Below are 13943 nucleotides of genomic sequence, written 5' to 3' on the forward strand. Positions count from 1 at the left end.
TAATTGCAATAGAAAGAAGTAACACTCTGGGTTGCATCTATCTAATCTTCCAAATTAATTTCACTTTTTTTCTTTTTATTTCATTTAGAAAATCTTGAATTAATAATATCAAAATTATAATACATACGAATGTTTGAAATTTCACAGTTAAAAGCTAAGAAGCTTCCTGAGTTACAGGATATAGCTAAACAACTAAGCGTACCAAAATACCGCAGTTTAAAAAAATTAGACCTGGTTTATCAAATTCTTGATTACCAAGCAGCAAATCCTGAAGCAGTAAAAGCTAAGGCAGAACCTGACAACTCACAACCTAAAAAACAAACCAAGCCTCAGCAAAAGCGAGCAAGAGTTCAGGATAAGCCTCAAGACACTAAAGATCAAAAACCTTCAGATTCTTCTGATAAAAAAGAGGAAACCAAACCTAAGGACAATAAACCTAGTAACGATAGGTCTAACAATAAGAGGCAGGACAACAAGTCTAACGATCGTAATGACGACAATAGACGTTCTAACAGCAACCAAAAAAACGATAACAGACAAAATCGTAATAAGGACAACAGAAATAATAATTCAAAGAACAATGGTAACAAGGATAACAGAAACCGTTATCGTGAGCCAGATTTTGAATTTGATGCTATTATTGAAAGTGAAGGTGTCTTAGACATTATGCAAGATGGTTATGGTTTTTTAAGATCATCTGATTATAACTATTTAACATCTCCTGATGACATCTATGTGTCTCAGTCTCAAATTAGATTATTTGGACTTAAAAAAGGGGATACAGTTCTTGGTCATGTAAGACCACCAAAAGAAGGTGAGAAATATTTCCCCTTAATAAAAGTGAGTAAAATAAATGGTCAAGACCCTAATGTGGTCAGAGATCGCGTGGCTTTTGAGCATTTAACACCTTTATTTCCTAAGGAAAAATTTAATCTGGCCGATAGACAAAGTACTATTTCTACCAGAATTATGGACTTGTTTGCACCAATAGGTAAAGGACAGCGTGGTATGATTGTATCACAGCCAAAAACTGGTAAAACCATGTTGCTTAAGGATGTTGCAAATGCAATAGCAGCCAATCATCCTGAAGTATATCAAATGATATTGCTAATAGATGAGCGTCCTGAAGAGGTTACCGACATGCAACGTAATGTACGTGGTGAGGTAATCGCCTCAACTTTTGATAAAGAAGCGCACGAACATGTGAAGATTGCAGATATCGTTCTTGAAAAAGCAAAACGCTTGGTAGAATGTGGTCACGATGTAGTGATTCTTTTAGATTCTATTACTCGTTTAGCAAGAGCTTACAACACAGTACAGCCGGCTTCTGGAAAAATCTTATCAGGTGGTGTTGATGCTAATGCACTTCACAGACCAAAACGATTCTTTGGTGCGGCACGTAATATTGAAAATGGTGGATCATTAACTATCATTGCTACAGCATTGACGGAAACAGGTTCTAAAATGGATGAAGTTATCTTTGAAGAATTTAAAGGAACTGGTAATATGGAACTTCAACTAGATCGCAAGATATCTAACAGAAGAATTTTCCCTGCTATTGATCTAACATCATCGAGTACTAGACGAGATGATTTATTACTAGACGAAAATACGATTCAAAGAATGTGGGTAATGCGTAAGTATCTTGCTGATATGAATCCTGTAGAAGCTATGGAATTTATTAATGATAGATTTAAACAGACAAGAAACAATGAAGAGTTCCTTATTTCTATGAATGGATAGAACTTTTCTTTATTATATGTAATAGAAAAACCTTAAACTTAATTGTTTAAGGTTTTTTTATTGGATTTATTATACAAACAAGGTAACAAAAAAGCCTCCTCAAAATGAGAAGGCTTTAAATATCTTAGTGGTTTCTGCAATTATAATGCAGCAACATGTTTAGTTAATTGAGACTTTAAATTAGCAGCTTTATTAGAATGAATAACATTCTTCTTTGCTAACTTATCAATCATACTATGTACAGAAGGTAACATTTTTTGTGCTTCTTTAGCATCAGTTACTTCTCGTAATTTTTTTATAGCACTACGAGTAGTTTTGTGCTGATATCTGTTAAGCACTCTTCTTCTTTCGTTACTTCTAATTCTTTTTAAAGCTGACTTATGATTTGCCATTTTATTTTTTCTTATTAAAAATTGTAGCCCGTAGGGGAATCGAACCCCTCTTACCAGGATGAAAACCTGGCGTCCTAGCCGATAGACGAACGGGCCATTTGGTTATTTACTTATTTAAATGAACCAACAATGTTTCCATTGCGGATGCAAAAATACAACTATTTTTAAATGTTGCAACTACTAGTATATATTTTTTGAAAAAAAATTAATATGCCTTAGCAAAAAGTACACGTTGACTAGACGGGTTTCCCGTAAGCACACATTCACCAGACTCTTTTTTATTGTCTATTGGAATGCATCTTATAGTTGCCTTGGTCAATTCTTTTATTTTTTGTTCAGTTTCAGCTGTACCATCCCAATGTGCTGAAATGAATCCTGATTTGTTTTTCAAAACTTTTTTAAATTCTTCAAAATCATCGACCTCTGTTATATGAGTATCTCTATAGTTTAATGCTTTAGTAAATAAGCTTTCCTGAATTTCCTCAAGTAAATCTTCTACAACTACATTTATTCTATCTAAGATTACCGTTTCCTTTGTAAATGTATCACGCCTTGCAACTTCTACCGTTTCATCTTCAAGATCTTTTGGTCCTATAGCAATTCTTAATGGTACTCCTTGCAATTCATGTTGTGCAAATTTGGCACCCGGTCTTAGTGTATCTCTTTTATCAAACTTGACACTGATGTTACGTTCTTTTAAATCACTTATAATTTCATCTGCCACTTCGCTGATCGCATTAAATTGTTCCTCATTCTTATATATAGGTACAATAACAACTTGATATGGTGCTAAGTTTGGTGGTAAAACTAAACCTTTATCATCACTATGTGTCATTATTAAAGCTCCCATCAACCTTGTTGAAACTCCCCAAGATGTAGCCCAAACATAATCCTGCTTACCCTCTTTATTTGTAAACTTAACATCAAAGGCTTTAGCAAAATTTTGCCCTAAGAAGTGTGATGTCCCAGCCTGAAGCGCCTTACCATCTTGCATCAATGCTTCTATACACATGGTTTCTTCTGCACCCGCAAAACGTTCACTTTCAGTTTTTAAACCTTGTATTACAGGAATAGCCATAAAATTCTCAGCAAATTTTGCGTATATACCATTAATTAACCTAGTCTCCTCCCAAGCTTCATCTTTTGTAGCGTGTGCCGTATGACCTTCTTGCCATAAAAACTCAGCAGTTCGAAGAAATAATCTAGTTCTCATTTCCCAACGAACTACGTTTGCCCATTGATTCACTAAGATTGGCAAATCTCTATAACTCTGTATCCAACCTTTATAGGTACTCCAAATAATGGCTTCACTTGTTGGTCTTACCACAAGCTCTTCCTCTAATTTGGCTTCTGGATCAACTCTAAGTTTTCCCTCATTATCTGGATCATTCTGTAATCTATAATGTGTTACCACAGCACATTCCTTGGCAAAACCTTCTGCATTTTTCTCTTCAGCCTCAAACAAACTTTTAGGTACAAACAATGGAAAATAAGCATTTTGATGGCCAGTTTCCTTGAACATTCTATCCAATTCCGCTTGCATTTTTTCCCAAATTGCATAACCATAAGGCTTTATTACCATGCAACCTCTAACGGCTGAATTTTCAGCTAAATCGGCTTTTACAACCAATTCATTATACCATTTTGAATAATCTTCAGCTCTACTCGTAAGATTTTTGCTCATTTTTAGTGTTTTGGCACAAATATTGTGACTATGTTAAATAAAGAAATAGTTCAGCAAAACTAACTATTTTTGCTATGTTCAACAATAAAATATAAGAGATATGCAATTTAAGACATTTACTAAACAAAAATTGCCATTTTTTGTTGCACTCGGCTTAATGGCCGTGTTAACTTCATGTGGTTCATTTCAATATGCAGGGTACGATAATGATGGTATCTATGCTACTGATGATTATGATGACACCTATGTTGAACGACCAATAGTAGCTACGACTTCTACTGAGGACTCAAATTATTATAAAAATTACTTTGCTGAAAATTCTGCACAACTCGATGCAGCTACAGAAGAAAGTGAAATTTTTACCGATATAGATTCCTACGAAGGCAATTATGTAGAAAGAGCTCAAGATACTTTAGAGCAACGACCTGTTTATGGTGGTTGGGGACAAAACAGTTCAGTTACAATAAATATTATAGACAATGGTTGGTACGGATTTGGTATCAATGACCCATGGTTCTACGGCTATGGCTATAACTGGGGTTGGGGACGACCTTGGGGTTGGAATCGATGGGGCTGGAACAACTGGGGCTGGAATGCTGGTTGGGCTTACGGCTGGAATAACTGGGGTTGGAACGCTGGTTGGGGCTGGGGTTGGAACAATTGGGGCTGGAATGCTTGGTGTCCACCAGGATACAACAATTGGGCTTGGAATGGATACTATGGGAATAATAGTCTAGCTTATAATGGTGGCAGAAGAGGTTCATTGTTAAACAACAATAATTTAACTCGTAGAAACAGAAGTAATGCTGCAATCTCGAGTAGAGATTATTCTACACGAAGACTGTCTAGGGCAGCAAATACTACAAGAACGAATAGAGGTAATACTGTAAGGAGAGGCAATTCTTCAACTAGAAGCGTAGGTACAAGAGTTACTAGACCTTCTAGGAGTGTCAGAAGTTCTTCTAACACAAGAAGCAATACGAGAATTACTAGACCGTCTAGGAGTACCAGATCATCTGGTTCTGTTAGATCAAGTAGGAGTACTAGGTCTTCAGGTTCTGTTAGGTCAACAAGAAGTTCTTCTTCTAGATCTTCCGGTAGTGTACGTTCTTCTAGCAGTTCTAGATCATCAAGCGGGTCTAGGTCGTCTGGAGGAGGAAGACGTGGTAGAGGGTAAATCATAGTTTTAATTCCAAAAATTTAAAAAAATTACTTATGAAAAAATTACTTATGCTTTGCATAGGCTTGGCGAGCACATCTTATATTTTAGCTCAGGACATTACTGATGCTGTGCGCTATTCAATGGATGAAATTCAAGGAACTGCTCGCTTTAGAGCTATGAGCGGTGCTTTTGGGGCACTAGGTGGAGATATGTCCAGCGTCAATATCAATCCCGCTGGATCTGCTATATTTAACAATAGCCACGCTTCGCTTTCTTTTGGTTTATTCAATAAGGAAGATGATATAACTTATTTTAACGGAACAAATTCATCTTCAAATTCTAATTTCGACATTAATCAACTTGGTGCAACTTTAGTATTTAACAATACCAATATAAGCTCCCCTTGGAAAAATTTTACTCTTAGTGCAGCCTATGACAGGTCTGCAGACTTTGACGATGATTGGGTGGCTAGTGGAGTCAACCCAAACACAAGTATTGTTGAGTATTTTTATCAAAATGCGACAGGAAAGAGGTTAGACGAAATTTCTGCTTTTCTAGGCGAAACTTTATCCGAAGCCTACTCTGAAATTGGTTCATTCTACGGATTTGATCATCAGCAGGCTTTTTTAGGATTTGAAGGCTTTTTAATTGATCCTGTTGAAGACACAGATGAAAACACTGATTACATAAGAAACATAAACGGTACAGATTTTAATCAACAATATGCCTATGCCAGTAGAGGTTACAATGGAAAATTAGCTTTTAATTTTGCAACAAATTATGATGATAAATTCTATTTTGGTTTAAATCTTAATTCACATTTTATCAATTATGAGCGTACTACGTTTTTTAGTGAATCTAACAATAATGCATCATCTTCAGTTACCAATGTAGATTTTGAAAACAACCTTCTTACAACTGGTAGTGGATTTTCGTTTCAACTTGGTGGTATTGCAAAACTAACAGAAGAATTTAGAGTTGGTTTATCTTATAATTCCCCTACATGGTATAGAATATCTGAAGAAACTTCTCAATATCTTGCCACAACGAGAATTGAAGATGGCTCTAGTATAAATCAAATCATTAACCCAAATGTGATAAACATTTTTCCAGAATATAGATTACAAACTCCAGGAAAACTTACAGGTAGTTTAGCTTACGTCTTTGGTAAACAGGGTTTATTAAGTTTTGACTATTCAGTAAAAGATTATAGCTCTACTAAGTTTAGACCTACCTCTGACATTTATTTCTCCGGTTTGAATAATGCTATTAGTGATGTATTAGACACTTCTGTATCCTATAGGTTAGGCGGTGAATACAGGTACAAACAATTAAGTTTTAGAGGTGGATATCGTTTTGAAGAAAGTCCTTATAAGGATGATACTTTATTTGGTGATTTAACAGGATATTCTCTTGGTCTAGGATATAGCTTTGGAGACTTTAATTTAGATGTTGCCTTCAGTCAATCTGAACGCGATACAAATTATCAGTTATACAATGTAGGCTTAACAGATTCTGCACTAATACAATCAAAGTTTACAGACGTAATTTTAACCTTAGGGTTTAGAATTTAAAATACTTTACAGATTAAGAAGAAATAAAAAGCCTGAACAAATATGTTCAGGCTTTTACTTGTTATGTATTATTAATAATTATCGTTTCAAGGTAAAATGGGCTCTGAACTCCTTTCTCTGTCCGTTGGTCGGTTCGTCGTACTCAATGGTGAACCAGTAGTCGCTGGTCGGCATCATGTTGCCGTTGAACGTCCCGTCCCATCCGGACCCACTCGGGCTCAACTGCTTCAGCAGTTTCCCATAGCGGTCAAATATATAAATTTTGGCACCATTTCCAATGCCCTCGATGTTCCATGTGTCGTTGTTGCCGTCTCCGTTCGGCGTAAAGTACTTCGGATAGTCCAGTACAAATACCGTTACCGTGGTCAATCCACAACCTATCCTGTCCCTTGCCGTTATCACATGGTCTCCCTGGGAGACGTTGTCAAAGATGCCGCTGTCCTGCCATGGGCCTCCGTCAAGGCTGTACTCATAGTCGCCGATTCCGGTTGCCACTGCCTCTATAACGTTATTATTCCCAAAAGCTTGTGTTACCACTTCGGCGGTCAGCATCGGTGGCTCGCTCTCTATTACCTCTGCGCTATCGGTATTGGTACAGCTCGTTGCCGTTGATGTGCTCGTATCGGTCACCGTTACGCTATAGGTCCCTCCCTGGGTCGGCGTCAGCGTCGATCCTGTCTCCCCTGGCAATACCGTGCCGTTGTAGCTCCACTCAAAGCTATAGTCCATGTCCGATAGGCCTGTGTCCAGTACTGGTATATCCAGTATCTCCGTACCATTGGTATTGATACATAGTACATAACTGTCATCTAGATCGAACTCTGGCAAAGGGTTCACCTGAAGGGTCAACGGTGCCACCGCAAAACAGATCGAGCCGTCCTGCTGGTTGTCGAACGTGCCGTCGTTGTTCAAATCCACCGGGTCTCCCACTCCGTCTCCGTCAACGTCCACGAACTCGAACAGTCCGTCCGCATTGTTGTCTATCCCGTCCGACAGTCCGTCACCGTCCACATCGATAAGGTCAAAGGTGCCGTCCGCGTCCGTGTCGTAAGTATCCACCGTACCGTCCGCATCCAGGTCCAGTCCCGTGGTCAGGGCCGTCAAATCCAAGGCGATGGGAACGACCGTTAAGGTATTGTTGTCCACCCTGGCATAGACCACCTGTGGGTTGGTAATGTTTTCGTAAAGGTTCGGCAACGGGTTCACGTTAAGGTTCGCGTCCGCTTCCGTCGCATAGTAGCTCACAATATAGTCAGCTGGATCCTGACCGTCGAGCACCTGTGCGTCCTGTGTCGATAGATCGAACTGTACGCTGTCGTTGCTCGGGTCACTGTCCGTTTCCATGTTGTCGTCGCACTCTTCATAAACGATATTGCCCATGTCAGGGTTGGCCTGGGCCGCCTCGTCCACCTGAAGGTTAAAGCTCTGCGTGCTTATCGAACAGCCCGTTGTCGTGTCCGTTATCGCCACGAATATCTGCTGTGGGTTGCTCGTATTGGTATATGGGCTCACAAGGGCGTTCATCCCTGCTTCCGCATCCGCCACGTTATCATGGTAGGTCACTGTATACTGTGTTGGGTTCTGACCATTTAACACTTCCGTATCCTTGGTCGTCAGGTCAAAGCTGTCAAATCCGTCCGTGTTGAGCTCGCACTGGATAAAGTCCGTTACCGCCACCACTTCCGGTAATGGGTTGACCCTTATGGTAAAGTCCACAACCGTGTAACAGCCCGTGGCGTCATTGGTCACCCTTACATAGATCTCCTGCTCTGGCGTTTCTATGTTGGTATATGCTGTTGGATCTACTATTGGGTTGCCCCCTGTATCGGCATCTTCTGCCGTCTCATGGTAGGTCGGTGTCACCCCTGCCTCTCCATTGAGTATCAATATTTCATTCGCTGTCAAATCGAACTCCTCTACTCCATCTCCCGTGTTGATGTCATCGCACAGCTCCAGATCCGGCAACTGGTCGCTCGGTGTCGGTGTTGGGTTGGGTAGTACTCTTATCGTCATCGTCGTATAGGCCACACATCCCGTATCGGTATCGGTCACCACTACGTAAAGGGTCTGCGGATTGGCCGGCAATCCGTTTACCGAGGTATTGGTGTACTGCGTCGGGTCTGGTATGGCATTCATCTCTGCCTGGGCATCTGCATTGGTCTCATAATAGGTTACCGACCAGCTCCCGTTGCCGTCCGTGATCTCTGCGTCCTTGACCGTAAGGTCAAATTCCGTCATCTCGTCCCCTGGCGATTCCCCAAGGTCATCGCATTCCTCCAATGGTGTCGGCTGTACCGGCTCTGGTGGCAGTTGCACCTGAAGCTCAAACTCGCCCGTGTCCTGGCAGCCCGTTGTCGGGTTGAAAAGGCGCACGTAGATCGTCTGTGGGTTCGCCGTATTGGTATAGTTGCCCACATTGATGATCGGGTTGTTGCCCACCTGTGCATCCGCGGCCGTAACGTGGTAGGTCAGGACAACATCGGCTGGGTTCTGCGCCCCAAGGATATCGGCATCCCTCTCCGTGAGGTCGAACTGTGCCGTCCCATCGTCGTCGTCGTCACATACCACCAATGGCGCTATGTCCGTCGGTACTTCCGGTGACGGTACCACGATCAGCTCTAGGGTATTCAGTGTAAGGCTATAGCAACCCGTTATCGTGTTCTCCGAACGTACATAGATCATCTGGCTGTTCGCCACTATGTTCGTGTACAGGCCCGTTATGGCATTATCCCCCTGGTTGGCCTCTTCCTCGGTCTCGTGGTAGGTGATCACCACGTCGGGCTCACCGTTGGTGATCTCTATGGTACGGATCTCCAGATCGAACTCCGCAAAGCCGTCATTGTCGTCGTCACAGACCTCTATCGGGTCCGGGTCCGGTTCTGGTGATGGTACGGGATCCACCCTAAGGGTCAGCGTTACGGTACTGTAGCAGCCCGTGATGTCGTTCTCTCCCCTTACGTAAACCGTCTGTGCGTTGCTCGTGTTTATGTAAGGGCTCGTTATCGGGCTTGTGCCTGCCTCGGCATCAACCAAGGTCTCGTAATAGCTCAGGGTAATGCCGTTTTGCCCATTGAGAATCCCTGCATTGGCGTCCTCTAGGGTGAACGGCTCCTGCTCGTCACCTGGGTTGTCCACGTCGCACAGCTCCAACGGCAATGGCGGCAACAGCTCGGGCAGCGGGTTGACGATCAGCTCTAGGGTCGTTACCTTATAGCAGCCCTCTACCGTATTGGTGTCCTCTACGCGCACCCAGATGAACTGGTTGTCCTCTAAGGTGTTGGTGTAGGCGTTCGGGTTGGCTATCGCATTGTTCGGTGCGTTGGCATCCGCCTCGGTCTCGTAGTACGTGACCGTGTACTGCATCGCGTCAAGGCCGTCCAGTATCTCAGCGTCCTTCGACGTGAGGTCGAACGTCGCATAGCCGTCGGCCGAGATATCGTCGCATTCCTCAAGTGGCGTTGGGTCCTCTATCTGTGGGCTCGGCTCGACGACCAAGAGCAGCTCCACTATCGTGGCACAGTCCGTCGCTATCGTTCCGCTCTCCACCCTCGCGTAGAGCGTCTGCATGTTCACCACGATGTTGTTGTAGTCAACTCCCGTGTCTATCGCGTCGGCGTCGTTCTGCGCATTGGCAAGCGTCTCGTGGTAGCTTACCGTAAGGCCCGGCGCTCCCCCTGTGATCCCGTCGTCCGCATCGGTGAGGGTGAAGGTCCCGAAACCGTCGTTGTCGGGATCGCAATACCTTAAAGGCTCCGGCGTGTTGGCTATCGGTGCCTGTTCCACAACAAGGTCCAAGGTCACAGTGTCGTAGCAGCCCGTGCCGTTGTCCTCTACCCTTACGAAGACCGTCTGTGGGTTGCTGATATTGGTGTAGGGGATCGGCAGTGGGTCCGTTGCCGTGTCGGCATCAGCCTGGTCTAGGTAATAGCTCACCGTATAGCCCGGGTTGCCGCCGCTGATCTCTGCGTTCTTGATGCCCAGGTCTATCTCCGTCAAACCGTCTGGGACACCGTCGTCGCAGACCTCCAAGGCGCTTGGTGACACCAAGGTTGGGAGGGGATGAGCTGTAAATTGTACAATGTTACTATTAGGACATGCTCCAGAAGTGACATACTCTATTGAATATGTCTCACCTGGTGTACCATTAGTTACGTTTCCTGTATTGGTATCTATAACTGCTGCATCTGTAGGTGCAGGATTAAAATTAAAAGTTCCTCCTGTTGTGCCCGTAATCGTCACGATACCTCCATCACAGGTAGGATCTACCGTAAAACTTGCATCATCAATTGGTAAAGCGTTAAAAAAAACTACTTCTGTATCAGAACAAGTTCCACCAGTTGTGTATGAAATAGAATATTGAGCACCAGGAGTACCATTGGTTACATCACCAGTATTTGGATCAATTACAGCTGCATCTGTAGGTACTACATCAAAACTAAATGTTCCACCAGTTGTTCCAGTTATTGTCACAGTACCACCATCACAAGTTGGAGTTACCGTAAAAGAGGCATCATCTGCAGTAATTACCGTTACATTTTGAGTTGAAGATTGTGGACAGTTACCAGCTGTGGTATATTCAACTGTATAGGTACTGCCAGAAACTCCATTTGTTACTGTACCTGTGTTAGCATCTATTATAGCAGTATCCGCAGGTATAGGATTAAAAGCAAAAGTACCACCAACATCGCCAGTAATATTAGCTGTTGCACCATCGCATGTTGCCGTTAAATTAAAACTCGGATCGTCTAATGTTAATACATTTAGTACTTGAGTACTAGATGAAGGACATATTCCTGAGGTTACGTACTCTATAGTGTAGCTATCACCAGGAGTTGCATTAGTGACCTCACCCGTATTTGGGTCAATAATTGCAGCATCTGTTGGAGGAGGATTAAAACTAAATGTTCCTCCCATATCACCAGTAATCGTCACTGTACCACCATCACAATTTGGTGTTACCGTAAATGAAGGATCATCTTCAGTAACAACACTGAAAGTTTGAGCACTTGTAGCTGGGCATGTTCCGTTAGTAGTATATTCTATTGTATAGGTTGCACCAGAAGTTCCGCCAGTTACAAGTCCCGTGTTAGGATCAATCACGGCTGAATCTGTTGGCGCAGGATTAAATGTAAATGTTCCACCTGTTGCTCCTGTTATAGTTGCGGTTGCGCCATCACATGTTGGAGTAACGTTAAAAGACGCATCATCCCTTGGGTCAACAATTAAATTAAAAACGGGATTAGCTGAGGCATTATAGCAATTAGAATCTCCTACACTTTCGACCCTCACATAAATTGGTTGAGGGTTAACTGTATTAGTATAATTTAATGCTAAGGATCCAGTGTTAGCGTCCGCATCTGCAAAGCTTAAATGATAGGTCACGTTAAAATCTGAAGCTGCTTGTGGACCTAAGATTCCTGCTGTTTGTGTACTTAAATCAAACTCTTCAAAACCATCATTAGAAGCATCATCACAAAGCACTAAATCTGGAACCGGATTAATATCTGGTTGACCTGCTACATTTAACGTAAAAGGTAAAACCTCATAACATCCTGAATTTAAATACTCTACTCTGATGTAAATGATTTCTCCATCAGTTCCGGAGTAATTATTTAATCCTGTTATTGCACCTGTATCAGCATCAGCATCTGGTTGAGAATTATGATATGTTACAACTAAATCGGTTGCATTGGTTGCACTAGCTGTTACAACAGCAGTATTGGTTTCTAAATCAAAAATATAAGGTGGTGAACCTGTATCACAAACAAACAAATTATTTGGTGCTTCGGTTACTATTTCTGGTAACACATCGATACATACTTGTTCTGTGTATTCACATCCAAAGTCATCAGTAACTCGATACGTATAGCAAAATTGACCGGCTGTTAGAGGCTCAACGGTAATAACATTTCCGGTAGTATTAGTAATTGTTGGATCGGGATCCCAAGCTTCAGATGTAATTACTGGTGTAAAGGATAATTCTGGCGGCTGTAAATTTGGATCAAATTCAATACTCCACGAAAATATGTGACCATTATCCAACCCAATATTATCCACAACGCGAATAGTCCAATCGCCATTTAGTGGTGATCCAAGTAAGCCATTTAACGGATTAACTGAACTGTAACTACCAGCAGGCACAAAAGAATCTGTATACGTACCTGGTCCATCCCCATTAGTAAAAGTCCCACCTGTTTGCACTCCACCTACTAAGGTTGGAAAACCACCATTAGGCACAAAACAATAGTCATACCCTATACCAGGTGTGGTATTGGCACTATTCCCATCAACACCTCCAGTAGCCCAAGGTTCTCCCAAGTTTGCACTACCTCCACCTTGATCATGCATTCTAACGGTTTGACCATTCGGTGAAATTATTTCAATATCTAAATCTCCTAAATATGAATGTTCCATATTTAGACATATACTTACTAATTGATTTACATCAGTTAGTGTTTGAGCAGAATCATAACAATCGACAGTGACAGAAGTTTCATAAGTCACTCCGTTGCCATCAGGTAGAAAGGTTACACCACTTACGGGAGGTGTACAATCGTTTATAAATTCTGTAGGAGTAACCACACCATCAATTGTTGCAGTTTCGCCAAAACATAACGTCGATTGCGCTGCAGCTGTACCTGTAAAGTCAGGTTCAGTTGCCACTTGAATCACCTGATTAATTAAATTATTATTAGAACATCCTTCTGGATCTTGTGAAGTATTAGCATCATTAATATTTAAATTTACAATATAAACTCCTGGTGTTGGGTAAGAAAATGTAGCTGTCTGACCTGCAATTGTATTACCATCACCTAAATCCCACTCGTATGTTGCACCTGTACCATCGACAGAAAACGTACCGCTACCTGTTAATGTAATATCCTCATTTGGGCATACTCTAATATAACCATCACCATTTGGTGCTGGTGACGCGGTATCTATTTGAGAATTAATAGTTTGGCAAGGGGTTAAACAAGAAATAGTAGCTGCCCACCCACTTGCATTACCACTTCCGTTAGAGGTATATTGAATGGTTATACACCCAGAAGTGTTATCTTGGGTTGCTTCAACCATTCCTGGTCCTGTACCGCCTGAAAAAATCCCGAACTGTGGTTCCGCAGTTGAATCACCATTAAAGATGGTCATTTCATCCTGATTTAACTGCGTATTGAATTCCGTAAAATCTAGTTGAACCTTTTGACCTGGGTTTTCTGGACAAATGGTTAAGGTAAAATCCTCATCATTTCCATAATTGCCGAATTCACCACCCGAATCATAAAAAACGCCACTACATTGATTAACTGTTCCCGTCTGCATATTTACATCTTGAGCTATCACTAGCGATGAAAACATTAAGGAGATTATAGTAATTATATACTTCATATTTA

General features: G+C 41.8%; 6 protein-coding genes and 1 tRNA gene. 3 read left to right on the forward strand and 4 right to left on the reverse strand.

Annotated elements, in window-relative coordinates; translation table 11 throughout:
- The first annotated feature begins 129 nt into the window (after window positions 1-129).
- Window positions 130-1743: a transcription termination factor Rho gene (gene rho, locus SIB89_RS05255; protein ID WP_155090232.1), complete on the forward strand. Its 1614-nt coding sequence runs from the start codon at window positions 130-132 to the stop codon at window positions 1741-1743.
- A 140-nt stretch (window positions 1744-1883) separates the two neighbouring features.
- On the opposite strand, the gene rpsT is transcribed toward rho, so the two are convergent.
- The 3 genes from rpsT to proS form a co-directional block, all read right to left on the reverse strand.
- Entirely contained in the window at window positions 1884-2135 is a 252-nt protein-coding gene (gene rpsT, locus SIB89_RS05260) for a 30S ribosomal protein S20 (RefSeq protein ID WP_273290991.1), read from the reverse strand.
- A gap of 24 nt (window positions 2136-2159) precedes the next feature.
- Window positions 2160-2231: transfer RNA gene (locus SIB89_RS05265), tRNA-Glu, on the reverse strand.
- Window positions 2232-2340: 109 nt separating this feature from the next.
- On the reverse strand, window positions 2341-3819 hold the full coding sequence (proS, locus tag SIB89_RS05270; RefSeq protein WP_412561448.1) for a proline--tRNA ligase: 1479 nt from the start codon (window positions 3817-3819) through the stop codon (window positions 2341-2343).
- A 100-nt stretch (window positions 3820-3919) separates the two neighbouring features.
- Between proS and SIB89_RS05275 the strand changes: the two genes are divergently transcribed.
- Together SIB89_RS05275 and SIB89_RS05280 are read left to right on the forward strand one after the other, a co-directional pair.
- Window positions 3920-4996, forward strand: coding sequence for a hypothetical protein (locus SIB89_RS05275; protein WP_412561449.1), 1077 nt, complete (start codon window positions 3920-3922; stop codon window positions 4994-4996).
- Between the two features lie 38 nt (window positions 4997-5034).
- A complete protein-coding gene (locus SIB89_RS05280) occupies window positions 5035-6555 on the forward strand; it encodes an OmpP1/FadL family transporter (RefSeq protein ID WP_412561450.1) in 1521 nt (506 codons plus the stop codon).
- A 78-nt stretch (window positions 6556-6633) separates the two neighbouring features.
- On the opposite strand, the gene SIB89_RS05285 is transcribed toward SIB89_RS05280, so the two are convergent.
- Window positions 6634-13938 carry a T9SS type B sorting domain-containing protein gene (locus tag SIB89_RS05285; protein WP_412561451.1) on the reverse strand — a complete coding sequence of 2435 codons (7305 nt, stop codon included), beginning with the start codon at window positions 13936-13938 and terminating at the stop codon, window positions 6634-6636.
- Window positions 13939-13943: the final 5 nt, after the last annotated feature.

This window comes from Winogradskyella sp. MIT101101 (assembly GCF_047126865.1).
Lineage (GTDB): Bacteria > Bacteroidota > Bacteroidia > Flavobacteriales > Flavobacteriaceae > Winogradskyella > Winogradskyella ouciana.